We start from the raw sequence: 26,548 nt of genomic DNA, 5'->3' as shown, positions 1-26,548 counted from the left end.
CGAACTGATGCAAAGCCAAAGGGGGAGTCCGCAGCACAACGCGCAAGGTTAAAATCCCACCCCAACCATCCCCCAACCCCAAAAAGGACATCCCATGAAACTCATCATCGCCGCCCCCGCCAACGGCATGGAACTGAAAAATGCCCTCCAAGCCCACCTCGCCGCCGACCCACGCATCAGCAGCCTGCGCGATATGTCCACCGACACCAGCTATCCGCAGCTCTCCTTTGCCGTCGCCCAAGCCGTCGCCGCAGGCGAAGCCGAGCGCGCCATCCTCATCTGCGGCACAGGCATCGGCACCGCCATCGCCGCCAACAAAGTGGCTGGCATCCGCGCCGCCACCGCGCATGATTTAACCAGCGTGCGCGGCGCAGTAGAAAACTACAACGCGCAAATCCTGTGCATGGGGCAAAACGTCATCGCCGCCCCTGCCGCATGGGCATTGGTGGACATCTGGCTCAACCTGCGCCACGACGCACACAGCAGCTACGCCCCCAAAGTGCACGAAATCAGCGCGTTTGAACAGCAAAAATAAGCCGTCCAAATGCTTTTCAGGCTGCCTCAACATCCAAGGCAGCCTGAAACCTACTCGTTCCTATCCACGCAAAACCCCATCGCCCGCACCGCATCCCAATCAAAAAAATGCCCCGGGTCAGTCTTGCGGCCGAGCGCAATGTCCTGATGCCCCGTAACCGCCTCAATCGGATACCGCGCCGCAACCGCGCCCAGCAGCCGCGCCAACGCCGCATATTGCGCCGCCGCAAACGGCTCAAAATCGCAGCCTTCCAGCTCAATGCCGATGGAAAACGCATTGCACCTCTCGCGCCCGCGAAACGCCGACACCCCCGCGTGATACGCCATCTCGTCGCACGACACAAACTGCACCACTTCCCCCGTCCGCGCCACAAAAAAATGGCTGGACACGCGCAACGCCGTCAGCAGCGAAAAAAACGGATGTTCGGCAGCCTGAATCCGGTTGGTAAACAATTTTTGCACCGCGCCCGTGCCATATTCAAACGGCGGCAACGAAATATTGTGCAACACCACCAAGCTCACCGTCTCCCCGTCAGGGCGCGGGCAACAGTTGGGCGAGTGCATTTGCGCCGCGCCTTGCCAGCGCCCCTGTTGCCAAACATCTTGCCAAGCATCGTTCATCATCAACCCCGCAAACAAAAACAAAATTATAACAGCCCCGCCACCGCAGGCACCCCCGCACCACACTCCGCCAATCTTTACACAAACATGCACGCTTCTTGCTTGTAAAACACCTGCCGCCTATTTAAAGCCCCAAAATTTCAACAGCCCGCCCTTGCCCAGCTTGTTTCCCGCAAGGCTTTCTGTAATAATTTGCAAACTTTTGATAAGGCAAGAAGCAGCATGTTTACACGATGCCGCTGCACATATCGCCCCCAGCCATAAAACCAACCTAACCGCACCGGTTCGGCGTGCCGTGCAACTTGCCCGCCTGATTCGACGGATGAGCGCCATCCCGTTTAGCCTGCCCCTCTCGGCAGCCTGAAAACACACTTTTTTACTTCTATAAAGGAAAATCCATGAGCGACAATACTACGCCCAAAGCCAATGTATCCGTTGGCTTGAATCGGTATCGCGGGATGATTATCTCAATCGGTTTCTTTGTTGTGCTACTCGCAGCCCTGCTGATTTACGCCAACAACATTTCCAGCGAAATCGAGGAAGACTCCATCCAAAGCTACGTTACCAGCGAGATGGCAAACTCCTACGGCGAAATGCTGGAAAACATTCAGCTGCTGCAACTGAACACCCACCAAGACCCGCAAAGCCCCGTGGTGCAAGGCGCGTTAAAACGCTTGAAAGAAGCGCAAGACATCTTCTCGCGCTCGCTGCAAGCCACCGCTCAAGGTGGCGACTACACTTCTATTGATGGCAAACACTATCTGGTGGACGCTTCCAATAAAGGGGTTAAAAAGAAATTGATGGCAGAAATGGTTAAAAAATGGAAAGATGCCAAACCATCTGTTGATGCCTACTTAAAAGCTGCTAATGACCCCGCAGCCGATAGCGCATTGCTCAATACCGCTCTATTGAGTTTGCAAAACAACAACGCCCGTTTCACCGAAATCTCCAATTTCTTGCTGGCAAGCAAACGTGCCAAATTGGAAGACCGCACCAACCAATTAAGAAACGTAGAGATTTTCGGCATTGTGGGCGCGGTGTTATACCTTGCGCTGTTCTTGTTCTACTTCATCCGCAAATTGCTCACCGCCGATAAATTAGCCGACGAAGCAAGAAAAGAAACCACCGAGATTATGGACACCGTAACCACAGGTCTGTTCCTGCTGGATAGAGACTTAACCATTGGTTCGCAATACTCCAAACAACTGGAAAGCCTGATTGGTCAAAAAAATGTGGGCGGCAAAAACTTGCTGGATGTGTTAAGCAACTTGATTAACGCAAACGACTTGAACACCACCAACGACTTCGTGGGGCAGCTCTACAACCCCCGCACCAAAGAACGTTTGATTGCTTCTTTGAACCCCTTGATTCACCAAAAAGTGAAAATTGACGACAAAGAACGCTATCTGGATTTCAACTTCCACCGCGTATATCACGGCAAAGACATTGCCCGCGTGTTGGTAAACGTGGAAGATGTAACCAATGCTGTGCTGTTGCAACAAAAAATGGAACAAGAGCGCGAGCAAAATGACGTGCAACTGGAAATGTTGAGCAATATTTTGCACACCGACCGTACCTTGCTCAATGACTTTATTGACAACACCAATCAACACATTCAAAACATCAACACCGTATTGAAATCGCAAAGCGACAACACCAGCTCGCTGCACGAAAAAGTGAACGCCATTTACCGCGAAGTGCACAGTATGAAAGGCGAATCTTCCGCTTTGAAACTGGGTGGCTTTACCACTATGGCAGAAAACTTTGAAACCAACCTCAACCGTTTGAAACAAATGCCCAAACTATCGGGCGAAAACTTCTTGGGCTTGGCGGTGCAACTGGAAGAGTTGATTCGCTTGAACCACACCATTGAAGACTTGCTCGCCAAAATTGGCGGTGGCGCGCCCGTGGTGATGAGCAACACAGGGCAATCCACCGCCGCGCAAAACCCCAATGCGCGCTACGCCAGCTTTATTGCCGACATCGCCGCCCGCAACCACAAACAAGCAGCGTTCACATACAGCGGCTTGGAAACCACAGGCAACAGCAAAGTGGATGGCATCGTAAACGAAGTCGCCATTCAGCTCTTGCGCAATTCAGTGGTACACGGCATTGAAACGCCCGAAGTGCGCAGCCAACGCGGCAAATTGCCCGTGGGACACGTTCACATGAGCCTGAAAGACCAAGGCGACAAATTCTTGCTCACCTTTGAAGACGACGGCAACGGTATTGATTACGCCGCCATCGCGCAAAAAGCGGTGGCATTGGGCAAATACACCGCCGAAGAAGCCACCAAGCTGGATAAGCGTGCGCTGATTTCCTTGCTGTTTACCCCAGGCTTCTCCACTGCCGAAAAAAGCACCGAAGACGCAGGGCGCGGCGTGGGCTTGGATATTATTAAAGACCGCATCGTATCGCTGGGCGGCACGGTAAACGTTGCCAGCCGCTTGCATGGCTACACCCGATTCAGCTTCACGCTGCCAAAGTTAAGATAAGGATTTGATTTTATGTCTAAACGCATCATGATTGTTGATGACTCAAACGTTATCCGTAATCGCATTTCGCGCGGCTCGGGCACGATGGATTTTGAAGTGGTTGCCTCCGCTGCCAATGGCGAAGAAGCTATCGCGCTCTATCGCCAGCATCATCCCGATGTGGTTACCATGGATTTAACCATGCCCAAAATGGACGGCTTGGAGTGCATTTACCAGCTCACCAGCCTAGATGAGAACGCCAATATCCTTGTGGTATCCGCCCTTTCCGACAAAGCAACAGGCATCAAAGCCTTGCAACTGGGTGCGCGCGGTTTTCTCTACAAGCCTTTTTCGGATGAAGAATTGTTCCAAGCCTTAAACGAGATGTTGGAAGATTAACCACCCTTTTTCAGGCTGCCTCAGACAAACGAAACAAGGCAGCCTGAAAACAAGCAAAGCAAGTTTCAGCGGCGCTAAAACCCTTTTGAACCAAGGAGTTTGATTATGAAAGAAGAAAAATTACAAGTCTTTTTGGACGGTGTGCAAAAATATTTTGCGCAAATGATTGCGGGCGAAGAGTTGGTGGTGGGCACGCCCTATTTGATTGAAAACAAAATCCCCTCTGCCAAAGATTTCACGGGCGTGATTGCCATTTCAGGCAAAAATCAAGGCGTGGTGTATTTCACTGCCCCCAAAGAATTGCTGGAACGTTTGCTGGTGCTTATCGGCGAAAAAGATACCAGCGAAGCCTTGATGGTGGACTTGGTGGGCGAAGTGGCGAATACCATTGCGGGCAATGCCCGTAGCGAATTTGGCGAAGAATTTGAAATTTCTGTGCCCATCGTGTTGCGCGGCGCGCCCGATGAAATTTTATTGCCCCGCAAAGACCGTTCGTTTGTGATTCCGATTACTTGGCGCAACCGCGGCGCAGCGATTGTAATTAGCCTGCGCAAATAATCTGAGGCAGTCTGAAAACGCGAAAGATAAATTATGAAAATGACACGTTTAATTCCCCTAGTTGCCGTATTGGCATTGCTTGGCTGCGGCAAATCCGAAGTGCAAAAAGTTGCCGAGCCCAAAGTGGCCTCCGATGTGGCGGTTAATGACACGCGCCCTGTTTACAATGTTTACTTTGACATCAACGGGATTGCCCCGTTTGTGATGGCAGATGCGGATAACCGCCCTTCGGGCTTTGGTATTGACTTGGTTACCGCCATCGGCGACAAACAAGGCTTCCGCCCCAACTTTATCCCGCACGATTTCACAGGAATGCTGGAAGGCTTGGGCAAAGGGGCAGATTTGGCAGTATCGGCGATTTCTATTACAGACGAGCGCAGAGCCTTGGTGGATTTCACCAATTCCCACTTTGAAACTACGCAAGCGATATTGGTGCCAGAAGGCAGCCCCATCACTTCCACCAATGATTTAAAAGGCAAAAAAGTTGCGGTTGTAGAAGACTCCGTGGGCGAAGACATGGTGTTACAAATACAAGCAGGCAATGGCTCTATTGTGCACAACACCAGCGTGTGGTCGGCGGTGCAGCAAGTGATGCGCAAAGAGGTGGATGCCGCCTTTAGCGATTACGCGCCGCTCACTTATTACGCCAATAACTACAAAGACCAAAAATTGCGCGTGATTGTTGACCCAACATCGCCCAAAAGTTATTACGCGCTGGCGGTTGCCAAAAACAAGCCCGAATTGCTCAAACAACTTAACGCGGGCATAGAGCAAGTGAAAGCAGATGGCACGTTTGACAAGATTTACCAAAAATGGTTCAAATCTGCCGCGCCCGTGCAAGCTGCTGAGGCTTCGGCTGCGGCAACTACGGCAACGAAATAAGCCAACATTCGCGTTCACAAACAATAAGATTTCAGGCTGCCTTGGATTGCTGAGGCAGCCTGAAAATGTTTGGGGGCATCCACAGTAGGGGCGTGAGCTTGCTCATGCACCGTCTCACCATGCTTAAATGGTGCGTGGCAAAGCCGCCGCCCCCCCCCTACTTGCTTTGCCACATACAAAGGCAGCCTGAAAACGCATCATCATCATCCGTTTTCAGGCTGCCTTGATTTCATTGCAAGCTAATACAAACAATCGCCCCGCCTACTCCCGCGTCCAAGTCGTCTCGCCGCCCGCATCGCGCAGCACCACGCCTTGCGCGGCGAGTTCATCGCGGATGCGGTCGGATTCTGCCCAATTTTTGTTGGCGCGGGCAAGGTTGCGTTGGGCAATCAAGGCTTCAATCGCGTCTGCCGATAAGCCGTTATCGGGCGCGCCGCTTTGCAAAAATTCGTGGGGTTCGCGTTGCAACAAGCCCAGCACGCCTGCCAATGCTTTCAGGCAGCCTGAAAGCTCGGCGGATTGGGTTTTGTTGACTTCTTTTGCCAGCTCAAACAACACGGCAACGGCTTTTACGGTGTCAAAGTCGTCGTCCATTGCGGCGTAGAAGCGGCGGGTGTAGTCGTTGGCGTGTTCGCTTAATGTGAATGGCGCGGGGGCGACGTTGCCCAAGGCATTATACAGGCTGGTGAGCGAGTGTTTGGCATCGTCCAAATGCGCGTCGGAATAATTGAGCGGGCTGCGGTAGTGTGCGCGCAAAATAAAAAAGCGCACCACTTCGGCATCGTATTTTTTCAGCACATCGCGGATGGTGAAAAAATTGCCCAGCGATTTGGACATTTTTTCGTTGTCCACGCGGATAAAGCCGTTGTGCAGCCAGTATTTCACATGGCTGTCGATGGTTTTGTGCGCGGCGCGGGGCGCGTGTTCGCCGCTGATGCCGTGGTGTGCGCCGCAGCTTTGGGCGATTTCGTTTTCGTGGTGGGGAAATTGCAAATCTGCGCCGCCGCCGTGGATGTCAAACGTGTCGCCAAACAGTTCGCCACCCATCGCGGAGCATTCGATGTGCCAGCCTGGCCGCCCGTTACCCCAAGGGCTTTGCCAATGCGGCTCTTCGGGTTTGGCGGCTTTCCACAGCACAAAATCCAGCGGGTCGCGCTTAAAGCCGTCCACTTCCACGCGCTCGCCTGCGCGCAAATCGTCCAGCGATTTGCCCGATAGCTGCCCATAGGCGGGGAACTCGCGCACGGCGTAGTAAACATCGCCGTTGGCGGCGGAGTAGGCTTTGCCGTTGGCGATGAGTTGCTCAATCATGGCGATCATTTGCGCGATGTGTTCGGTGGCTTTGGGTTCTACATCGGGGCGCTGCACGCCCAGCGCGTCGGAATCTTCGTTCATGGCGGCGATGAAGCGGGCGGTGAGCTGTTGGATGGTCTCGCCGTTTTCGTTGGCACGAGCGATGATTTTGTCGTCGATGTCGGTGATGTTGCGCACGTAAGTCAGCGGGTAGCCGTGTTGGCGCAGCCAGCGGGCAATCATGTCAAACACCACCAGCACGCGGGCGTGCCCGAGGTGGCAGTAGTCATACACGGTCATGCCGCACACATACATGCGCACGTTTTGCGGGTTGAGTGGGATAAAGGGTTCTTTTTGGCGGGTAAGGGTGTTGTAAACGGTTAGGTTGGGCATGGCGGTTCTCTGTAAACAAAAACAATAGGTTGGTTGATTGCAAGGGCAGCCTGAAAAGCGAAAATCGGCTTTCAGGCTGCCTGTTGGTAACGATTGGTCGGACTACTTGGCGGTTTTCGGCGCGCACGCGATGTTCAGCAGGCTGGCGGCGGGGGTGTCGGGCAAAGCGGTTTCGTAGCGCGTTTGGCTGGCGGAATATTGATGTTTGGCGAGCGATTTGCCTTTGTCATTAAAAAACTCGGTTTGCGTAGTGCGGTAAGTACGAGCATCACATTGAAACATCCATTGGCTGATGGCGTATTTGTATTCGGGCGTGTTGCGGTAGCTTTCTTTGCTGGGCTTGTGCACGTATTTGCGGTCGGTGAGCGTGGCGGTGTTGCCTTGCCGTTTCAGGCTGCCTGTATCGTAGGACACGTCAATGTTGCCCTCGTTGATTTTGCCGATTTCTTTCCAGCTTCCCTGCGCTTTCATCGCGGGATTTTTGGAACTGCCGTCGCCCGCGCACGCGGCAAGCAGGGCGAGCGCGGCAACGGCGAGAAAAGAGTGTTTAAGCATGGTGGGTATCCTTTGGCTGGTTTCAGGCTGCCTAGGCTGCCGATGCGGGTGGGGCAGCCTGAAAAAACAGCGCATTGTGCCATGTTTGGCTGATAAAGGCGAATGCACCGCATGGTTTTAGCTTCGCAACTCCGCTACGCTCCGCAGGCTGCCTCCGGCAAACCAGCGCGCATAGGCAGCCTGAAAAACCTATTCCCCCATTTTCAGGCTGCCGCCAAATAATAGTTGATTAAAATAAAAATGAGACAAGGCGACAACGAGAGCCGTGTACGAATAGTACATCAGGGCGTTGGCAACGCCGTATCATTGAAATTCTAATCAACTATAAACCCGCTTCGCCCGCTTCACATTGCACAACACCTCGTAAGCAATCGTCCCCGCCGCGGCGGCGACTTCGTTCACGCTGATGATGTCGCCAAACAGCTCCACCTCGCTGCCCACGCCCATATCCGCCTGCTGCAAATCCACCGTGAGCATATCCATGGAAATCCGCCCAATCAAACGGCTGCGCACGCCGTCAATCGCCACCGGCGTATCGCTCGCGGCGCGGCGCGGATAGCCGTCCGCATAGCCCCCCGCCACCGCGCCCACCCGCGTGGAACGCTTGGTGTAAAACGAAGCGCCGTAGCCAATCGGCTCGTGTGGCTGCAACACTCGCTCGGCGAACACCTCGCTTTTCAAGCGCATCACCGGTTTCAGGCTGCCTGAAAACGCGCCGAACGGGTCCACACCATACAACGCCAGCCCCGCCCGCCCCCAATCGCGCCGCGCCTCGGGATACGCCATTATCGCCGCCGAATTCGCCAAGCTCTCCGCCCCATCCAGTCCCGCGCAAGCCAAATCAAACGCCTCCAACTGCATTTGGGTCATCCCCCTCTCGGTTTCGTCCGCGCAGGCAAAATGCGACATCTTCACAATCTCCCCCACCTTGCCGCTCTGGCGCAGTGCAGCAAACGCCGCCGCATAGTTATGCGGGAAAAAGCCCGTGCGGTGCATCCCGCTGTCCATCTTCAACCACACCGTTGCCGGCTCGCGCCAATCAAACGCCAGCAGCCCCTCCAACTGCGCCTGACAATGCACCACCGGCCACAAGCGGTATTCCGCCACCGCCGCATAATCGGCAGCCTGAAAAACCCCTTCCAGCACCACAATCGGCTTGGTAATTCCCGCCTCGCGCAGCTCCACCGCCTCTTCCAAAAACGCCACCGCAAAACCGTCCGCCGCATCATGCAATGCGCGCGCACACTGCACCGCCCCGTGCCCATAAGCGTTCGCCTTCATCACCGCCAGCAGCTTGTTGCCGTGCAGCGCTTTCAAATATTGATAATTGTCCCGCAAATAATCCAAGCGGATTTCACACGTTAAAGGGCGCATCGTTTCCGTTCCTTAAAAAATAATCACAACACAAAAGGCAGCCTGAAACCCAAACCCGTTTTTCAGACTGCCTGCTCCGTTTCACACATCCATTTCCCGCCCCGCCATCCATTTGATGCGCTCGGGGTCTCGGTGGGAGAAAAATGCGCTGGTAGCGGTGTCCATCGCCGTGATTTGGCGCATTTCGGCTTCGCTCAGTTCAAAATCCCAAATGGCTTGGTTTTCCACCATGCGCTCGGGGCGCACCGATTTGGCAAGACTTGCCACGCCGCGTTGCGCCAGCCAGCGTAAAACCACTTGCCCGATGCTTTTGCCGTGCGCTTGGGCGATTGGCGCAAGCAAAGGGTGCGCAAACAGATTATTGCGCCCTTCGGCAAATGGTGCCCATGCCTGCGGCTGCACGCCCTCGCTTTGGTTAAACGGCACGGCATGAAGCTGCTGGTTAAACGGGTTCACTTCAATTTGGTTTACGGCAGGCTTGATGCCGCTGAACACCGCCAAATCGGTTAAGCGGTCGGGGTAAAAATTGCTCACGCCAATGGCACGGATTTTGCCCGCCGCCTGCAATTCCACCATTGCCCGCCACGCGCCAAACACGTCGCCGTAGGGCTGGTGGATGAGATACAAATCCACATAATCCGTTTGCAGACGGTTCAGGCTGCGTTCAAACTGCGCTTTCGCGCCTTCGTAACTGTTGCCGCGCACCCATAATTTGGTAGTCAAGAAAATTTCCTTGCGGTCAATGCCGTGCGCACGCAGCGCATTGCCAACTTCCGTTTCGTTTTGATAGCTGGCGGCGGTGTCAATCAGGCGGTAGCCGCTGTCAATCGCCGCGTGTACGGCTTGTTCGCACTCGGCTTTATCTGCCATTTGGAACACGCCAAAGCCGAGCAAAGGCATTTCTGCGCCATTGTTAAGGGTTACTGTTTGGTTCATTTGATATTCTCCGTTTCGGGTTGGTGGGAACACGCATTATAGTGGATGGAATGAACGCCCGGGGCAGCCTGAAATCCCGTTTTCAGGCTGCCTCAACCATTATATTCCCCGTTGCCCCTGCCTCCACCGCCCGCTGTATTTCCCCTTTCAAACGCGCCCGCTCAGCACTGCTTAACCCCTGCAAACAATTCAACTCCCCATCCAACGGCACCACCGCCTCCCCATCATCACGCGCCACCGCCAGCAGCAAAGACTGCCCGTTTACCTGCAACCGCCACGAATTGTCTGGTTGCAAACTACCCGCACCAATCTCAATATACAACTCATTACCCATCACCTTAGTGTAGTAGCCAAAGTCAAATCCAAAAAATTTGCTCCCTTTCACTTTAATTTCCACCTCCACCAATCGCCAAGTGCTTGTTGGCGCAGCGTTTAATCGCTCTAACACCTGCCTCTCGCCAACCTTGCACCAACATATCCCACCCCGTTTTGCCCAACATAACCATCATAATCCCCACCATCACATTCACAAAATTGACATTCTGTAAGGCAGCCTGAAATCCTATTTTCAGGCTGCCCCACGCTTCACAACACCCTATCCGATTCCACCAACGCCCAAAACGTCCGCACCCCCACCTCAATCAAATCATCAGGAAAATCATAATGCACCGTATGCAGCGGGTCGGCATCCTCCCCCGTGCCGATAAACAGCATCGCCCCCGGCACCCGTTTCAAAAACCAACCAAAATCCTCCGAAGCCCGAAACGGCACGGGCAATTGCTTAATCGGCACACCCGCGCGCTCGCAAGCTGCCCACACCTTCGCCACCGCCCGTTCATCGTTCACCGTGGCGGGAAAATGGTCGCAGCTTTCCGTACGCAGCCCAATGCCCCGCGCATCGCACAAATGGCGCGCCGCCGCCACAATCAGCTCCTCCAACTTAGTCAAATCGCGCTCGTGATACGCGCGAATGGTCAGCCGCAGCACCCCATCGCCCGCCGACACGCCAAACGCCGCCTCGCCCACCTGCACATTCACAATCGTGCAGCGAATAAACCCTTCAAACAGCGATTCGTCCGCTTGAATCTGCTCAATTTCCCCAATCAAGCGCGCAATCGCATAAGCAGGGTTAATCCCATTTTCAGGCTGGCTCGCGTGCGCAGGCTTGCCATCAAAAAACAAACTCAACCCCTTAGACGTTAAACAAATCGTCCCCGCCAGCAGCGACACTGTTTTAAACGGCTCGCCCGGATAATTGTGATACGCATAGAACTCGCCGATATGCTGCTCATCAAACACGCCCAAACACGTTTTCGCCCCCGCGCCCGTTTCCTCGGCAGGCTGAAACAAAAACACCGCCGAACGTTCAGGCTGCATCGCCTCCACCGTCAAAGCCAGCGCGCACAACGTTGCCGAATGCCCATCATGCCCGCATTTATGCGCCACGCCCGCGCATTGCGAACGATACGGCGCTTCAATTTCGTCCTCAATCGGCAGCGCGTCAAAATCCGCCCGAAATGCAATCGCCGGCGCATCGCTTGTGCCGCGATACAGCGCGTAAAAATAATGCCCGCGGTCAAACAATTCCAAGCCCGAATGGTCGCGCAAAAAATCCATCAGCCGCTGCTTCGTCCACACTTCCTGCCCCGACAACTCAGGATGCGCGTGCAATTCATGGCGCAATTGGGTTGCCAGCGGCACAACACGTTGCAAAGTTTTTTCTAAATCCGACATGGTTATTCTCCTTGTGGTTTGAGCAAGTTCAATTCAAATTGAGCGCGAAGCGGCAAACCCACGCCGCAACCGTTTAACATTCATTCACCGAGTTTAACGAAAACATTGTAGCCCTACGTTCTGCCAACTTCAATGCAACGCCCCGATCATCGCCCCCGTCGCACAATCCCAAATAAATGCTTGCCTAAACAAGGCAAAACACACTAAAATGCGCGGTTTTTCCATATCCCTAATTTTCCTAAGGAATCCCAATAATGGTAGTTATCCGTTTAGCCCGTGGCGGCTCTAAAAAACGTCCTTTCTTCTACATCGTTGCAGCCGACAAACAAGCCCGCCGCGACGGTCGTTTCATTGAGCGCGTAGGTTTCTTCAACCCCGTAGCCAACGAAAAACAAGAACGCATCCGCATCCATGCCGACCGCCTGAACCACTGGGTATCAAACGGCGCGCAAGTGAGCGATGCCGTTGCCAAATTGGTTGCCGAACAAAAAGCGGTCGCCTAATTCTCACGCCATGAGCAACACGCAAAACTGGGTGGCAATGGGCTACATCAAAGGCGCATTCGGTATCAAAGGCTGGATAAAAGTCCAATCCAATACCGAATACACCGATAGCCTATTAGACTACCCACAATGGCGTTTAAGCAAAGGCAAAGAACACATTCTAGCCGAAGTGGAAAGCGGCAAAATGGCAGGCGACGAACTCCAAGTCAAACTCGCCCACATCCACGACCGCGACGCAGCCGCCCTATTACGCGGCTACACCATTGAAGTCCCCCGTGAGCAATTTGAGCCCACCGAAGAAGGCGAGTATTACTGGGCAGATCTCGTGGGCATGGCAGTCAAAAACCGCGAGGGCATCCACCTTGGCGAAGTCATCAATTTGATGGAAACAGGCGCACATGATATTCTGATTGTGCGCGGCGAGCATGGCGAAAAACTGATTCCCTTCGTTGAACAATTTATTGATAACGTGGACAACGAAAACCGCCAAATCACTTGCGACTGGGGCTTGGATTACTGATGTTTATTCAAGCCATTACGCTCTTTCCCGAGATGTTTGCCAGCATCACCGAATACGGCGTAACAGGGCGCGCATTCAAGCAAAATCTCTGGCAATTTGCCGCCATCAACCCCCGCCAATTCGCCGACAACAAACTCGGTTATATTGACGACCGTCCTTTCGGCGGCGGACCGGGCATGATTATGATGGCGTCGCCGATTCAGACTGCTATTGATGCCGCCAAACAGCATTACAAACAACATAGCATAGGGCAGCCTGAAAACAGCCGCGTGGTGTATTTAAGCCCGCAAGGTGCGCCGCTGAACCACGCCAAAGTGCAAGCGTTGTCGCGACTGGATAATTTGGTGCTGCTGTGCGGCCGCTATGAAGGCATTGACGAGCGCGTGTTGCAAACCAGCGTGGATGAAGAAATTTCCATCGGCGATTTTGTGGTATCGGGCGGCGAGCTGCCCGCGATGATGCTGATGGATGCGGTGCTGCGCCTGCTGCCGAATGTGTTGGGCGATAGCGCGTCTGCCGAGCAAGATTCGTTTGCCAATGGTTTGCTGGATTGCCCGCATTACACGCGCCCCACAGAATTTCAGGGCATGAGCGTTCCCGAGGTTTTGAAATCGGGCAATCATGCGCTGATAGCGGAATGGCGGTTGGAACAATCGCTGCGCCGCACTTTGCAACGCCGTCCCGAGCTTTTGGACGGGCGTTGTTTACTCCCACAGGAAGCCCGTCTCTTGGATAAAATCCGCTTGGAACAAGAGCAACAGGCATAATCCATATTATATTAAGGAAAAATCATGAATTTAATCCAACAGTTAGAGCAAGAAGAAATTGCTCGTTTGAACAAAGAAATCCCTGAATTTGCCCCCGGCGATACCGTTGTGGTGTCTGTGCGCGTGGTAGAAGGCAACCGCAGCCGTTTGCAAGCGTATGAGGGCGTGGTGATTGCGCGCCGCAACCGCGGTTTGAACAGCAACTTTATCGTTCGCAAAATTTCCAGCGGCGAAGGTGTGGAGCGTACTTTCCAACTGTATTCGCCTAACGTGGAAAAAATTGAGGTGAAACGCCGCGGTGATGTGCGTCGTGCAAAACTGTATTACTTGCGCGGCTTAACGGGTAAAGCGGCGCGCATTAAAGAAAAACTGCCTGCGCGCAAACAAGAAGCGTAATTTCGCTTAGATGAAAAAGGACAGCCTTTGGGGTTGTCCTTTTTTTGGTTTTAGCTTCGCAACTCCGCTTCGCTACGCAGGCTGCCTTTGGGGCGTACGCGATAAGGCAGCCTGAAACGATGCAAGAAAGGGTGGAGATTGGGCGGGGTGCAGGGGCTTGCCCCTGCTCGTGGTAGGCGGCGAAACGCCTGCGCGGGCAAAAGACGGGCAATGGCAGCCTGAAAACCGCAATCTGCTTTGCAAACCAATCGGCAGCCTGAAAAGGGTCGGCAGCTTGAAACGATGATAATTTTTGGCGACAAACCGTCGCTACTCTGTTTTGTGTTTCAGGCTGCCTTTTGTGCATAGGGTTGCCAATCATGAGGCAGCCTGAAAACCTTAACCCGCTTTGCAAACCAATCGGCAGCTTTTTGTGCATAGGGCTGCAACCATAAGGCAGCCTGAAACGTGAAATATCATTTTCAGGCTGCCTCATGCTATCCGCCATACTCAATCGCGTTGAGCTTTTTCAATAAGTCGTCGGATTTGTCGGGGTCTTCGTTGCGCATCAGGCGGGAGATGTCGTTTTCTAGCTGTTCGCTGTGGCTGCGTAGGATGATGTCTTTGATGGCGAGCAGATTGACGGTGTTCATGGAGAAGGTGCGCAGCCCGAGCCCAAGCAGCAGCCGTGTGAAGCGGGGGTCGCCTGCCATTTCGCCGCACAGGGATACGGGCTTGCCGAGGCGGTTGGCGGTGCGGATGATGTGGGCGAGCAGTTTGAGCACGGCAGGGTGGGCGGGCTGGTAGAGGTAGCTGACGCTGTCGTCGTTTCTGTCCACGGATAGGGTGTATTGGATGAGGTCGTTGCTGCCGATGGAGATGAAATCGGCGTGTTTGAGCAGGCTGGATACGGTGAGCGCGGCGGAGGGGATTTCTATCATGCAGCCGATGTCGGGGCTGCCGTAGGCTTCGTTGCGCTCAGTGAGTTGTTTTTTGGCGGTGTCCAGATGAATCAGGCTTTGTTTGAGTTCGGACAGGCTGGCGACCATGGGGAACATGATTTTGGTTTTGCCGTGAACGGCGGCGCGGAGAATGGCGCGCAGCTGGGTGCGAAATAATACGGGCTCGGCGTGGCTTAGGCGGATGCCTGTGAGCCCGAGCGCGGGGTTGAGGGCGGCGTTGGGGGTGCTGTTGTTGCCGAACCAGCGGGGGTTTTTGTCCACGCCCAAATCGATGGTGCGGATGGTGAGGGGCTTGCCTTTGAGCTTTTTGACGATGTCGGTGTAAAACCGGTATTGCTCGTCTTCGTCGGGCGGGGCGTCGCGGTTGAGAAAGAGAAATTCGCTGCGCAGCAAGCCGACTCCGTCTGCGCCCAATTGATGCAGGGCTTTGATGTCTTCGCTGCTTTCTATGTTGGCGAGCAGTTCTATTTCTTCGTTGTCTTGGGTTTGCGCGGCGGTTTTTTTGAGTTTGTTGAGGGCGCGTTGCTGGCTGCGGTAGGCGGCTTGTTGCTGGCGGTATTGGGCGAGGATAAGCTCGTCGGGGGCGATAACGAGCGTGCCGCTGATGCCATCCACAATCACCCATTCGTGTTCGCGGATAAGCCGCCGCGCTGCGCCCAGCCCAATCACGGACGGGATGTTGAGACTGCGCCCGAGTATGGCGGTGTGGCTGGTGGGGCCACCCATGTCGGTGGCGAAGCTTTCTATGCGTTGGTCTTTGAAGTGGATGGTGTCGGCGGCGGAAAGGTCGTGGGCGATGAGAATGGTGTCGTCCAGCAGCGTGCCTTCTAGGTTGAGTTCGGTGCTTTGCCCGATGAGGTTTTTTTGGATGCGCTCCACGACTTGCAGCATGTCTTGTTTGCGCTGGCGCAGGTATTCGTCGTCGATTTCGTCGAATTGCTGGGCGAGGCGTTCGGTTTGAATTTTGAGCGCCCATTCGGCGTTGATTTGCTGTTGTTCAATAATATCGATGGGTTCGCGCGACAGGGTGGCATCGGTGAGCAGCATCAGGTGCAGCGAGATGAATGCGCCCAGCTCGGTGGGGGCGTTTTCGGGGATGTTGCTGCGGATGTGTTCCAGCTGCTTGCGGGTGGTTTTGACAGCGGTTTCAAAGCGGGTGGCTTCGGCGGGGATGTCGCCCTCGGCAAGGCTGATTTGCGGGACTTCGGAAGTGTTGCGGCGGATAAGGTGGGCGCGCCCGATGGCGATGCCGCTGCCTGCGGGGTAGCCGTGGATGACGAGCATGGTTATTCTCCTTCGCCGAAGTAGTCGTTAATCAGCGCGGTTAGGGCTTGGACGGCTTGGGCTTCGTCTGCGCCGTCGGCTTCGATTTGGATTTGGCTGCCTTGGGCGGCGGCGAGCATCATTAAGCCCATGATGCTTTTGCCGTTGATGCGTTTTTCGCCTTTGCTGACCCAGATTTCGCTTTGGTATTGGGCGGCGGTTTGGACGAATTTGCTGGATGCGCGGGCGTGTAAGCCGAGTTTGTTGATGATGGTTACGGTTTGGGTGTGCATAGGCGGAAGTCCTTGGGGATGGGCGTTGTGTCGGGCTGTGCGGATGGGTGTTTTCAGGCTGCCTTGATGTGCGCGGGCAGCCTAAAAACGCATGGGCGGCATGCTGTCGGCTTTTCAGGCTGCCTATGCCCCACCATCGGGGGGTTCGGTAAATGCGAGTATGCCGTTGATGCCTGCTTGTTGCACGGTTTCGGTGAAACGGGCGAGGTCGGTGCTGTGGGCGCAATGGGTGAGGGCTTTGACGAGCATGGGCGCGTTCAGCCCGGTAACCATGCTGGTTTGGCGGGGGATAACGAGTTTGAGCGCGGCGTTGCAGGGGGTGGCGCCGAAGATATCGGTGAGAATCAGCATGCCGTGGTTGGGCGCGGTGCGGGCAAGGTGGTCTTGGGCGCGTTGGATGATGGCGGCGTGGTCGTCGTCGGGTTGGACGTGCAGTTGGTGGATATGGCTGAAATCGCTGAGGGGCAGGATGTGGCGGGCGAGCGCGGTGTAGGCGGTGCCGAGGGTTTCGTGGGCGATGATGAGCAGGTTAATCATGGTGGGTTTGTGTGGATGGGAATAGGCAGCCTGAAAACGGCCGGGCGGGTTCAATTGAGATGGGGCGTGGCTTTGCGCGATGGCGTTGCTGCGCCCCAAGCGGGCAAATTGTAATGCCTTTTCAGGCTGCCTGATGGCTTTTTGCATGAAGCGTTTTCATGCTGATTGCGTATTTTTCGGATTTGTATTTTAGTTACGGCTTGATTATAGTAAACCGATTTGGTTAATGGTTTTCAGGCTGCCTATGGGCTGCGATTTCTACTTCGCGCGTTTTCAGGCTGCCTACGCATAAGGAACAACAATGAATTTAAAACAACACATCCAACAACGCCCGATGACGGGTTTTCAATGGCTGGTGGTGGCTTTGGCGGTGGCGCTGAATATGCTGGACGGGTTTGATGTGCTGGCGGTGGCGTTCACGGCGAAAAGCATCAAAAGCGAGCTGGGCTTGACCGGCGGGCAGATTGGCTCGCTGATGAGCGCGGGCTTTGTGGGCATGACGGCGGGGTCGCTGCTGCTGGGGCCGCTGGCGGACAGGCTGGGCCGCCGCCCTGTGCTGATGCTGTCGGTGTTGCTGTCGGCGGCGGGAATGCTGCTGACGGTGTGGTCGCATTCGATGGCGTGGCTGGTGACGTCGCGCGTGCTCACGGGCTTGGGCGTGGGCGGGATTTTGCCGTGCACCAATGTGTTGGTGAGCGAGTATGCGAATAAAAAATGGCACGGCTTGGCGATTGCGGTTTATGCCTCGGGCTTCGGCGTGGGCGCGATGGTGGGCGGGATGTCGGCGGTGATGCTGCAAACGCAGTACGGCTGGCGCTCGGTGTTTATGGTGGGCGCGGCGCTTACGGCGATGGCGTTGGTGGCGTTGGTGGCGTTGCTGCCTGAAAGCGTGGATTATCTGCTCAACCGCCGCCCTGCCAACGCAAAGGCGCGGCTGGATGCGATTGCGGCGAAGATGGGGCTGCACGGCGATTGGGCGTTCCCCGAGGCGAAGCATCGCGCGCGCGGCGTGTCGGTGTTGCGCTTGTTCCAAGCCGATTATTTGAAAACCACGCTGCTGATTTGGTTGGCGTTCATTGCGGTGATGGCGGCGTATTACTTTATCAGCTCGTGGACGCCCACGCTGCTGGAAGAGGCGGGCATGAGCAAGGCGAGCAGCCAAACGGTGGGCATGGCGATTTCCATTGGCGGGGCGGCGGGGTCGCTGCTGTTCGGTTTTTTGGTGAGCCGCTGGAGCGCGCGCACCATGCTGCTGGCGTTTGCGGGCTTGGCTGCGGCGGCGGTGTGCGCGTTTGTGCCCGCCACGGCAAATTTATCGCTGGCTTTGGTGTTGGCGGTGGTGCTGGGCGCGCTGTCCAACGGCTGTATCGCGGGCTTATACACCATCAACCCCGCGCTGTGGGAGGCGGATTTCCGCAGCACGGGCGTGGCGGTGGCAATTGGCGTGGGGCGCGTTGGCTCAATGGTGTCACCCATGTTGGTGGGGCGGCTGCTGGATGCGGGTTGGCAGAAAAATCAGTTGTATTTTGGCGCGGCGATTGTGTTGCTGCTGGCGATGGCGGCGGTGGCGGGCTTGAAGCAGCGGGTGTAGCGGGGTAACCCGGGCAGCCTTAAAACCGATACGGCAAGGCTGAACGGGTTACGTTGTTTTCGCTTTGCATCAGCGCGTAAACGGGTTTCGGCCCCGCCGCACCGGGTTTCAGGCTGCCTTTTCCGGTTGGTTGGGTTGGTTGCCCGCTGCGTTGCCATCGGCAGGACTGCGGCGGGAATAACGCCATCGGCTTTTGAGCCGATTTTTTGTTTTTCAGGCTGCCTAAACTATAATCCCCCCTTTTCACGCCCCGCCCGAGCCCGCCATGTCCAAACCCCTCTCCCCCATGATGCAGCAATACCTCAACATCAAAGCCGAACACGCCGATAAGCTCGTGTTCTACCGCATGGGCGATTTTTACGAACTCTTTTTTGACGACGCCATAGAAGCAGCCAAACTGTTGGACATCACGCTCACCACGCGCGGGCAAATCAGCGGCGAGCCCATCAAAATGGCAGGCGTGCCCTATCATGCCGCCGAGCAATATCTTGCCAAGCTGGTGAAACTGGGCAAAAGCGTCGCCATCTGCGAACAAATCGGCGAGCCTGTGGCGGGCAAAGTGGTGGAGCGCAAAGTGGTGCGCATCATCACCCCCGGCACGCTCACCGACAGCGCCCTGTTAGAAGACAAACAGCCCAACCGCATCGCCGCGCTTGCCGTGCTAAAAAAACAAACCGCCCTCGCATGGGCTGCGCTAGAAAGCGGCGAATTTAAAGCCAAAATCATCCATGCCGACCAGCTTGCCGACGAACTCGCCCGCCTGCAAGTCGCCGAGCTGCTCGCCCCCAACGATTTCAGGCTGCCTGAAAATATCGCCGCGCAAACCAGCATCACCCGCCTCAACAACTGGCAGTTCGCCCCCGACACCGCATTCACCTTGCTCACCCAATACTTCGGCAGCCAAGATTTAAGCGCATACGGGATGCAGCCTGAAAATCACCCCGCCGCCATCGCCGCCGCAGGCGCATTGCTCAACTACCTCAAAATCACCCAAAGCCAGCTCCCCCCGCATTTAGACGCGCTCACGCTGGAACACGAACACCAATACATCGCCCTAGATGCCGCCACCCGCCGCAACCTAGAAATCACCACCACGCTATCAGGCAAAAAAGCCCCCACCCTGTTTTCCACGCTCGATAACTGCGCCACCCACATGGGCAGCCGCCTGCTCGCCCAATGGCTGCACCACCCCCTGCGCAACCGCGACCACATCCAAGCCCGATTAGACGCCGTCGCCGCCCTGCTCGCCGATAACACCAGCACCGAGCTTTCAGGCAGCCTGAAAACCATCGCCGACCTAGAACGCATCGCCGCCCGCATCGCCCTGGGCAGCGCCCGCCCGCGCGACCTATCCGCCCTGCGCGACAGCCTGCTCGCCCTCGCCACTTTCAGGCTGCCGCAAAGCCCCCTGCTGCAAACCCTAGGCGACAGCTTCCCCGCCACTGCCGCCATCGCCGAACACCTACAACGCGCCCTGTTGCCCGAGCCATCCGTATGGCTCAAAGACGGCAACGTCATCAACCACGGCTACCACGCCGAGCTAGACGAACTGCGCCACCTGCACACCCACGGCAGCGAAACCCTGCGCCAAATGGAAGAACAAGAACGCCAAAACACAGGCATAGGCAGCCTGAAACTAGAATACAACCGCGTACACGGCTTCTACATAGAACTCAGCAAAGCCCAAGCCGAACACGCCCCAGCCCACTACCAACGACGTCAAACCCTCAAAAACGCTGAACGCTTCATCACCCCCGAACTCAAAGCCTTTGAAGACAAATACCTAGCCGCCCAAGAGCGCAGTCTCGCCCTAGAAAAACAACTCTACGAAGAACTGCTGCGCCAGCTGCAAAAAGAGCTCCCCAAAATCCAACGCAGCGCACGCGCCGCCGCCACGCTAGACGTGCTCAACAGCTTCGCCCACACCGCCCGCAGCCAAAACTACACCCGCCCCCAGTTCACCGACCACAGCAGCCTACACATCCAAAACGGGCGGCATCCCGTAGTAGAACAACAAGTCCAACACTTCACCCCCAATCACACCCAGCTCACGCCCAGCCGCCGCCTCACCCTGCTCACCGGCCCCAACATGGGCGGCAAATCCACCTATATGCGCCAAGTCGCCCTTATCGCCCTGCTCGCCCACACAGGCAGCTACATCCCTGCCCAAGCCGCCACCATCGGCACCATAGACCAAATCCACACCCGCATCGGCGCATCGGATGATTTGGCAGGCAACCGCTCCACCTTTATGGTAGAAATGTCCGAAACCGCCTACATCCTGCACCACGCCACCGCCCAATCCCTCGTGTTGATGGACGAAGTCGGGCGCGGCACATCCACCTTCGACGGGCTCGCCCTTGCCCAAGCCATCGCCGAGCATCTGATTAGCAAAAACCAATCGCTCACCCTATTTGCCACCCACTATTTTGAACTCACAAGGCTGCCTGAAAACCACCCCAGCGCATTCAATATGCACCTATCCGCGCTAGAACAAGGGCAAGACATCGTGTTCCTGCACCACATAGAAGCCGGCCCCGCCGAAAAAAGCTACGGCATTGCCGTCGCCAAACTCGCAGGCATCCCCAGCCGCACGCTCAACACCGCGCGCAAACACCTTGCCGCGCTAGAAGCCCAAACCGCGCAACAGCATCCCCAGCTGGATATGTTCGCCCCCCTGCCCGAACACAATGCCGAACACGATGCCAAGCACACGCCCAACCCCCTAGCCGAAAAACTGCGCCACATCCACCCCGACGACTTAACCGCCCGCGCAGCCCTAGATTTGGTGTACGAATTGAAAAAACTGGCAGATGAGGCAGCCTGAAAACCTTGCGAAACCAAAGGCAGCCTGAAAAACAAAACCGTTTAATGTTGAGCCAAACGGTTTTGTGCTGAATGAATTGGCTTTCAGGCTGCCTAACGCTTCACAAATATTTAATGCTGCCGCCACTCTCCCCTACGTCCAGCCGAACGCAGCATCCTTTTTTCGGGAACAAGCGTGCGCTTGTCCGACGACGCGCAAAGCGCGGCTAGTTCGCACGCGCCGAAAAAAGGATGCAGCCTTCGGGAAGTTTGGCGCAGCCAAACTTGCACGTCGAGGTCGCCTTTCTTTTGCCAGAACCTGTATTCGTTATCTGCGCGAGCGGATTTTGTATTCAGTGAATACGAATACAAGGCGACAAGCCAAGTTAATAGTGGTTCTATTAACTTGGCTTGGCAACGCAGTAGGCGTGTTCAATGAATGCAAAAGCAGCCGTGCAGATAGCGAATGCAGGTTCTCATTCTTTGGCGAAGCAAAGAAAAGGAAGTGCCCCGCTGGCATGAAGCGCATGGTTAAAACCACACCCAAAAGCCAACCACAAAGCAGTAACCCATTTTCAGGCTGCCTTAAACGCCAGCCACATAAAACGATAGTGTGCAGATTAGTAAAACGTCAGCAAACCACCATCGCTCTATTGGTAGCAATAGATTTTGCACAAACAGCCCTTAAAACAAAATCCCCATACCAAACAACCCCCTACCCACCTACACCCAAATACCATTTGACACCCCCGCCAAAATCCGTAAAATGGCGCACTTCAACACCTGCCCAGGTGGCGAAATTGGTAGACGCAGGGGACTCAAAATCCCCCGCCGCAAGGTGTGTCGGTTCGAGTCCGACCCTGGGCACCAAATTCCCAAAACCCTGTTCTAAGCGAACAGGGTTTTTTCATATCTGCTCAATTCAGCCCAAATCATCTGCCCAATCGGTTTTCAGGCTGCCTTTGGGCTATAATCGCCCCCTTTTAGCTACGCCTTTTAAAACGCCCATGAACATTTTCTACGAAGACGGCGGCAGCCTGAAAGTTGCCAGCATCGTCCAAAAAAACGACGCCACCTACCAAGCCGACACGCAACACGGCAAGCGCGTCAAAATCAAAGCCGCCAGCGCATTCATTGAATTTGATGGCGACATGGATGCCTTTTTATCCGCCGCGCAAAGCGAAGCCGCCGAAATAGACACCGCGCTGCTGTGGGAAGCCGTGGGCGAAGACGAATTTTCCGCCGAACAAGCCGCCGCCGAATATTTTGGCAGCCAAACCAGCAAAACCCAGCTTGCCGCCACCATCATCGCGCTATACGCCGCGCCGATGTATTTTCACAAAAAAGGCAAAAACAATTTTCGCGCCGCGCCTGCCGATATTTTGCAGCAAGCCCTTGCCACCATGCAGCGCAAGGCCGAGCAAGAAGCGCAAATGCAAGCATGGGCAGATAGCATGGTTTCAGGCTGCCTGCCCGATGCCATCGCCGCCGATTTGCCCAAAATTCTGCACGCGCCCGATAAGCAAGCGCTGTCCTACAAAGCCTTTTGTAAAGCTGCCGATGCGCTCAAACTTTCCGCCTACGAGCTTGCCAAACACATCGGTGCCATCCAAGCCTTGCCCGATTATTTAGTGCAACGCTTTGAATACAAAAACTTTCCGCAAGGAATCGGCTTTGCCCATGTTGCTGAGCCAAGGCAGCCTGAAAACAATTTACCCCTTGCCGAAAACGTGCGCGCCTTTTCCATTGACGACCAAGACACCAGCGAAGTGGACGACGCGCTTTCCGTGCAAGACTTGGGCGGCGGCGCCAAACGCATCGGTATCCACATCGCCGCCCCCGCGCTCGCCATAGAAGCCGACAGCGAAATGGAACGCATCGTGTTCCAGCGCCAATCCACCGTATACTACCCCGCGCACAAAATCACCATGCTGCCTGAAAGCTGGATTAGCACATTTAGCCTAGACGCAGGCGCGGCGCGGCCCGCATTCAGCGTGTATTTCAACGTGTCCGCCGAGGGCGAGCTGTCCGCGCCCGAAACCAAAATCGAGCGCGTGTTCATCGAAACCAACCTGCGCATTCAAGACATCGAGCCGCATTTCAACAGCGAAACGGGCATCGGCAGCGCAGCCGAGCCGCAGTTCCCGCATCATGCCGATTTGATTTACCTGCTGAATTTAGCTTACACATTGCAAAAACGCCGCGACCGCTACGAAGACCCCGCCGCGCCGAAAAAATACGACTACGGCATTGAATTTGACGCGCAAGGCAAGGTGCGCATCACCCGCCGCGAGCGCGGTTCGCCGATTGACACGCTGGTAAGCGAAATGATGATTTTGGCGAACACCACATGGGCGCAAATGCTGCACGATAACGACATCAGCGGCATTTTTCGCGTGCAGCCCAGCGGGCGCGTGCGCATGAGCACCCAATCCGAGCCACACATCGGCATGAACGTGCAGCATTACGGCTGGTTTACCTCGCCCTTGCGCCGCGCCTGTGATTATGTGAACCAAAAGCAACTGCAAACACTGCTGCAAAACACGCCGCCGCGTTTTGGCAAAAACGACAGCGCGTTGTTTACCGAGCTAACCGCGTTTGAAACCACCTACGCCGCCTACCGCGAGTTCCAAGACAACATGGAAAGCTATTGGTCGCTGGTGTGGCTGGAACAGGAAAACGTGCGCGAAATCAACGCCACGGTGTTGAAAGACGACCTCGTGCGCATCGACGGCTTGCCGCTGGTGGCGCGCGCCACGGGCATCCCGCTGGAAATCGCGCCCAAAACGCTAATCAAGCTGGCGGTGAGCGAAGTGGACAGCGAGAAGCAGTTTGTGGCGTTGAAATATGTGAACGTGGCGGATTGAAGGCGGGGAAGGCAAGGCAGCCTGAAAACGGGGAGTGAATACCGTTTCAGGCTGCCTTTTATGCACGCGCAAAGGCTGCCTTGAAACCATCCCAAGGCAGCCTGCGCAGCGAAGCGGCGAAGCCAAAACCGCAAAATCCCAGCCAACCGAAAGGCACCCCCATGAAACCCACCGCCGCACTCACCGCACTCTTGCTCAGCTTCGCCCCCGCACACGCCCTGATCGTCCACCCCGACATCTGGTTCGGCAGCGACAACGGCAATATCCGATGCGGCGGCTATCCGCAATACATCAGCGGCGTGGTCTGCGAAATCCACCGGAGCGAAAACAACATTCAACCGCATACCGCGCGCCCCGAAGCCTGCGGCAACGGCGATTGGCACTACCGCTTTGCAATAGACGACCAAGGCGAAGCCCGCGCCTTTTGCGTAAACGACCGACTCCGCCACCTCGGCGCAGCATCGCTGGCAAACGGCGAAACCTGGCGCAGAAAAAACTGGCGCTGCACCCAGCCTGCCGCACGGCATCACCTGCCAAAACGCCGACGGACACGGCTTCACGCTCACCCGCCAAAGGCAACAGATTTTCTAGGGGCTGTTAACCAATGCTTGCGGCGGCTTTTGCGTCATAAAATGGCCGATGCCGTTTCAGGGCGCAAAAGCCGTCAAAATATTGGTTGCCAACAGCCCCCCAAACCAAGGCAGCCTGAAAACCCGCTCCGCCCACATTTTCAGGCTGCCTCTGCCCGATTTCCTTTAAAATAGCCCCATTCTTGCTTATTCAAAAACCATTATGTCCCAACCACTCATCATCGCCCTGTCCGCAGGCGAAGCCTCGGGCGACCTGCTCGGCGCACACCTCATCGAAGCCATCAAAAAACAACACCCCGATGCCCAATTTGTCGGCATCGGCGGCGCGCGCATGACGGCAGCGGGCTGCCAAAGCCTGTTTGACCAAGAACGCCTTGCCGTGCGCGGCTATGCCGAAGTCATCAAGCGGCTGCCTGAAATCCTCAAAATCCGCCGCGAACTGGTGGCGCGGTTAAAGCAAATTCGCCCGTCTGTGTTTGTGGGCATTGACGCGCCCGATTTCAATCTCGGCGTGGCAGCGCAGCTTAAAGCGGCGGGCATCCCCACCGTACATTATGTTTCGCCCTCGGTGTGGGCTTGGAAGCGCGAGCGTGTGAACAAGATTGTGCGGCAGGTGAACCAAGTGCTGTGCCTGTTCCCTATGGAAGCCCCGTTATACCAAGCAGCGGGCGGCAAAGCGTTGTTTGTGGGGCATCCGCTGGCGCAAACGCTGCCGATGCAGCCCGACAAATCCGCCGCGCGCGAACGCCTGAAACTGGCGGCGGACACGCCCGTGTTTGTGCTGCTGGCGGGCAGCCAAGTGAACGAAATCAACCAGATGGCGCCGATTTACTTTCGCGCGGCGCAGCTTGTTTTGCGCGAGCTGCCCAACGCGCAATTTATCTCGCCCTACCCCACCGCCGCTGCCCGCGCGCGGTTGCAGCATTTTTTGGCGCAGCCTGAATTTGAAAAACTGCCCATTCGCCTGCAAGCCGCCCGCACCGAATTGGCTTGCGCGGCGGCGGATGCGGTGCTGGTTACCAGCGGCACGGCAACGCTGGAAGTGGCGTTGTGCAAACGCCCGATGGTCATCAGCTACAAACTTTCCGCGCTCACTTATTGGCTGGTGAAGCGCAAAATCCAAGTGCCACACGTGGGGCTGCCGAATATCCTGTTAAACAAAGCCGTTGTGCCCGAGCTGTTGCAAGCGGATGCCACGCCCGAAAAACTTGCCGCCGCACTGCTGGATTGGTATCGGCAGCCTGAAAAAGTCGCCGCGCTGGAAGCCGACTTCGTTCATTTGCACGAAATGCTGAAACTGAACACGGATGAATTGGCGGCGAGTGCAGTGTTGGCGGAGTGTCGTTAGATGCCATGAGGCAGCCTGAAAACCTGTTATCCCATCCCTCGATTAACCCTGTAAACAAATTAAAGAGGGGCTGAACCATGAAACGCTCCCGCCCTTTTGCCTTTGCCATCGTTGCGAGCCTTGTCGCGTTGGGCGCAGGCATTTACTGCAAAACGCAAGGCAACGCCGCGTTTAACGCCCAATTTGGCGCCGCCGATTTTCAGGCTGCCGCACGCTGGTTTGACTACGTCATCGCCCTATTCTCGCTGGGCGGCTTGGCGGGCGCGGCGGGCAGTTGGTTGGCGCCGCTGCCCAATCCTTCTGCGCTCAAACGCATGATGGCGGTGGCGGCGTTTGTTTGCGTGTATAGCGTGATTGTGCTGCTGGCATCGTAA

28 protein-coding genes and 1 tRNA gene are annotated in these 26,548 nt (G+C 55.7%); 18 read left to right on the top strand and 11 right to left on the bottom strand.

Annotated features, from left to right (window positions below; genetic code table 11):
* Positions 1-94: 94 nt before the first annotated feature.
* Positions 95-535, top strand: a complete 441-nt coding sequence (locus H3L93_RS12640; protein ID WP_003798497.1) for an RpiB/LacA/LacB family sugar-phosphate isomerase — start codon at positions 95-97, stop codon at positions 533-535.
* A gap of 50 nt (positions 536-585) precedes the next feature.
* On the opposite strand, the gene ampD is transcribed toward H3L93_RS12640, so the two are convergent.
* Entirely contained in the window at positions 586-1,155 is a 570-nt protein-coding gene (gene ampD, locus H3L93_RS12635) for a 1,6-anhydro-N-acetylmuramyl-L-alanine amidase AmpD (RefSeq protein WP_040559157.1), read from the bottom strand.
* Between the two features lie 398 nt (positions 1,156-1,553).
* Here ampD and H3L93_RS12630 point away from each other — a divergent pair, with 398 nt between their 5' ends.
* The 5 genes from H3L93_RS12630 (at position 1,554) to H3L93_RS12610 (ending at position 5,695) form a co-directional block, all read left to right on the top strand.
* The gene (locus H3L93_RS12630) at positions 1,554-3,650 is read left to right on the top strand and encodes an ATP-binding protein (RefSeq protein WP_003798491.1); all 2,097 of its coding nucleotides are present in this window, start codon (positions 1,554-1,556) and stop codon (positions 3,648-3,650) included.
* A gap of 12 nt (positions 3,651-3,662) precedes the next feature.
* Positions 3,663-4,028: a response regulator gene (locus tag H3L93_RS12625; RefSeq protein WP_003798489.1), complete on the top strand. Its 366-nt coding sequence runs from the start codon at positions 3,663-3,665 to the stop codon at positions 4,026-4,028.
* Between the two features lie 105 nt (positions 4,029-4,133).
* A complete protein-coding gene (locus tag H3L93_RS12620) occupies positions 4,134-4,586 on the top strand; it encodes a chemotaxis protein CheX (RefSeq protein WP_003798487.1) in 453 nt (150 codons plus the stop codon).
* Positions 4,587-4,625: 39 nt separating this feature from the next.
* Entirely contained in the window at positions 4,626-5,468 is an 843-nt protein-coding gene (locus tag H3L93_RS12615; RefSeq protein WP_246313981.1) for a substrate-binding periplasmic protein, read from the top strand.
* Positions 5,469-5,533: 65 nt separating this feature from the next.
* Positions 5,534-5,695, top strand: a complete 162-nt coding sequence (locus tag H3L93_RS12610; protein WP_182077691.1) for a hypothetical protein — start codon at positions 5,534-5,536, stop codon at positions 5,693-5,695.
* Between the two features lie 34 nt (positions 5,696-5,729).
* On the opposite strand, the gene cysS is transcribed toward H3L93_RS12610, so the two are convergent.
* Complete coding sequence (gene cysS, locus H3L93_RS12605) at positions 5,730-7,154, bottom strand: cysteine--tRNA ligase (RefSeq protein WP_003798484.1); 1,425 nt, start codon at positions 7,152-7,154, stop codon at positions 5,730-5,732.
* 102 nt (positions 7,155-7,256) lie between these two features.
* Positions 7,257-7,709, bottom strand: coding sequence for a surface-adhesin E family protein (locus H3L93_RS12600; protein ID WP_003798483.1), 453 nt, complete (start codon positions 7,707-7,709; stop codon positions 7,257-7,259).
* Between H3L93_RS12600 and H3L93_RS13410 the strand changes: the two genes are divergently transcribed.
* The gene (locus tag H3L93_RS13410) at positions 7,708-7,830 is read left to right on the top strand and encodes a hypothetical protein (RefSeq protein WP_281365004.1); all 123 of its coding nucleotides are present in this window, start codon (positions 7,708-7,710) and stop codon (positions 7,828-7,830) included. The genes H3L93_RS12600 and H3L93_RS13410 overlap by 2 nt on opposite strands.
* Positions 7,831-8,027: 197 nt before the next feature.
* Here H3L93_RS13410 and alr read toward each other — a convergent pair whose 3' ends face one another.
* From alr to H3L93_RS12580, 4 genes are all read right to left on the bottom strand, one after another.
* Positions 8,028-9,083, bottom strand: a complete 1,056-nt coding sequence (gene alr, locus H3L93_RS12595; protein ID WP_003798479.1) for an alanine racemase — start codon at positions 9,081-9,083, stop codon at positions 8,028-8,030.
* Between the two features lie 81 nt (positions 9,084-9,164).
* Entirely contained in the window at positions 9,165-10,019 is an 855-nt protein-coding gene (locus H3L93_RS12590) for an aldo/keto reductase (protein WP_003798477.1), read from the bottom strand.
* A gap of 82 nt (positions 10,020-10,101) precedes the next feature.
* The gene (locus H3L93_RS12585) at positions 10,102-10,425 is read right to left on the bottom strand and encodes a hypothetical protein (RefSeq protein ID WP_155803225.1); all 324 of its coding nucleotides are present in this window, start codon (positions 10,423-10,425) and stop codon (positions 10,102-10,104) included.
* A gap of 179 nt (positions 10,426-10,604) precedes the next feature.
* On the bottom strand, positions 10,605-11,753 hold the full coding sequence (locus H3L93_RS12580; RefSeq protein WP_003798471.1) for a M20 metallopeptidase family protein: 1,149 nt from the start codon (positions 11,751-11,753) through the stop codon (positions 10,605-10,607).
* Between the two features lie 254 nt (positions 11,754-12,007).
* Here H3L93_RS12580 and rpsP point away from each other — a divergent pair, with 254 nt between their 5' ends.
* From rpsP to rplS, 4 genes are read left to right on the top strand one after another with little or no spacing between them, the layout of a single operon-like run.
* Positions 12,008-12,256 carry a 30S ribosomal protein S16 gene (gene rpsP / locus H3L93_RS12575; RefSeq protein ID WP_003798468.1) on the top strand — a complete coding sequence of 83 codons (249 nt, stop codon included), beginning with the start codon at positions 12,008-12,010 and terminating at the stop codon, positions 12,254-12,256.
* A 10-nt stretch (positions 12,257-12,266) separates the two neighbouring features.
* Positions 12,267-12,776 carry a ribosome maturation factor RimM gene (gene rimM, locus H3L93_RS12570; protein ID WP_003798466.1) on the top strand — a complete coding sequence of 170 codons (510 nt, stop codon included), beginning with the start codon at positions 12,267-12,269 and terminating at the stop codon, positions 12,774-12,776.
* Positions 12,776-13,543, top strand: coding sequence for a tRNA (guanosine(37)-N1)-methyltransferase TrmD (gene trmD / locus H3L93_RS12565; protein WP_003798461.1), 768 nt, complete (start codon positions 12,776-12,778; stop codon positions 13,541-13,543). Before rimM ends, trmD begins: the two co-directional genes overlap by 1 nt.
* A gap of 24 nt (positions 13,544-13,567) precedes the next feature.
* Entirely contained in the window at positions 13,568-13,939 is a 372-nt protein-coding gene (gene rplS, locus H3L93_RS12560) for a 50S ribosomal protein L19 (RefSeq protein ID WP_003798459.1), read from the top strand.
* 50 nt (positions 13,940-13,989) lie between these two features.
* On the opposite strand, the gene H3L93_RS12555 is transcribed toward rplS, so the two are convergent.
* From H3L93_RS12555 to H3L93_RS12540, 4 genes are all read right to left on the bottom strand, one after another.
* Positions 13,990-14,187, bottom strand: coding sequence for a hypothetical protein (locus H3L93_RS12555; RefSeq protein ID WP_155803224.1), 198 nt, complete (start codon positions 14,185-14,187; stop codon positions 13,990-13,992).
* Positions 14,188-14,415: 228 nt separating this feature from the next.
* Complete coding sequence (ptsP, locus tag H3L93_RS12550; RefSeq protein ID WP_003798457.1) at positions 14,416-16,164, bottom strand: phosphoenolpyruvate--protein phosphotransferase; 1,749 nt, start codon at positions 16,162-16,164, stop codon at positions 14,416-14,418.
* Between the two features lie 2 nt (positions 16,165-16,166).
* Entirely contained in the window at positions 16,167-16,436 is a 270-nt protein-coding gene (locus H3L93_RS12545; protein WP_003798455.1) for an HPr family phosphocarrier protein, read from the bottom strand.
* 123 nt (positions 16,437-16,559) lie between these two features.
* Positions 16,560-17,120 carry a PTS sugar transporter subunit IIA gene (locus H3L93_RS12540; protein ID WP_003798453.1) on the bottom strand — a complete coding sequence of 187 codons (561 nt, stop codon included), beginning with the start codon at positions 17,118-17,120 and terminating at the stop codon, positions 16,560-16,562.
* Between the two features lie 154 nt (positions 17,121-17,274).
* Here H3L93_RS12540 and H3L93_RS12535 point away from each other — a divergent pair, with 154 nt between their 5' ends.
* The 7 genes from H3L93_RS12535 to H3L93_RS12505 all read left to right on the top strand — a co-directional run bounded on the left by H3L93_RS12535 (position 17,275) and on the right by H3L93_RS12505 (position 26,548).
* The gene (locus tag H3L93_RS12535) at positions 17,275-18,564 is read left to right on the top strand and encodes an MFS transporter (RefSeq protein ID WP_003798451.1); all 1,290 of its coding nucleotides are present in this window, start codon (positions 17,275-17,277) and stop codon (positions 18,562-18,564) included.
* A gap of 265 nt (positions 18,565-18,829) precedes the next feature.
* Entirely contained in the window at positions 18,830-21,391 is a 2,562-nt protein-coding gene (gene mutS / locus H3L93_RS12530) for a DNA mismatch repair protein MutS (protein ID WP_003798447.1), read from the top strand.
* A 763-nt stretch (positions 21,392-22,154) separates the two neighbouring features.
* Positions 22,155-22,239 (top strand) — tRNA-Leu (locus H3L93_RS12525).
* A 137-nt stretch (positions 22,240-22,376) separates the two neighbouring features.
* On the top strand, positions 22,377-24,236 hold the full coding sequence (locus H3L93_RS12520) for a ribonuclease catalytic domain-containing protein (protein ID WP_003798442.1): 1,860 nt from the start codon (positions 22,377-22,379) through the stop codon (positions 24,234-24,236).
* 80 nt (positions 24,237-24,316) lie between these two features.
* The gene (locus H3L93_RS12515) at positions 24,317-25,000 is read left to right on the top strand and encodes a DUF6636 domain-containing protein (RefSeq protein WP_003798440.1); all 684 of its coding nucleotides are present in this window, start codon (positions 24,317-24,319) and stop codon (positions 24,998-25,000) included.
* Positions 25,001-25,028: 28 nt separating this feature from the next.
* On the top strand, positions 25,029-26,174 hold the full coding sequence (gene lpxB / locus H3L93_RS12510; RefSeq protein ID WP_003798439.1) for a lipid-A-disaccharide synthase: 1,146 nt from the start codon (positions 25,029-25,031) through the stop codon (positions 26,172-26,174).
* A 77-nt stretch (positions 26,175-26,251) separates the two neighbouring features.
* A complete protein-coding gene (locus tag H3L93_RS12505) occupies positions 26,252-26,548 on the top strand; it encodes a hypothetical protein (protein WP_003798437.1) in 297 nt (98 codons plus the stop codon).

Origin of the sequence: Kingella oralis, assembly GCF_014054985.1 — a bacterium.
GTDB lineage: Bacteria > Pseudomonadota > Gammaproteobacteria > Burkholderiales > Neisseriaceae > Kingella_B > Kingella_B oralis.
The sequence above is the reverse complement of the archived record's forward strand: the minus strand, read 5'-3'. Positions and strand labels throughout refer to the sequence as shown.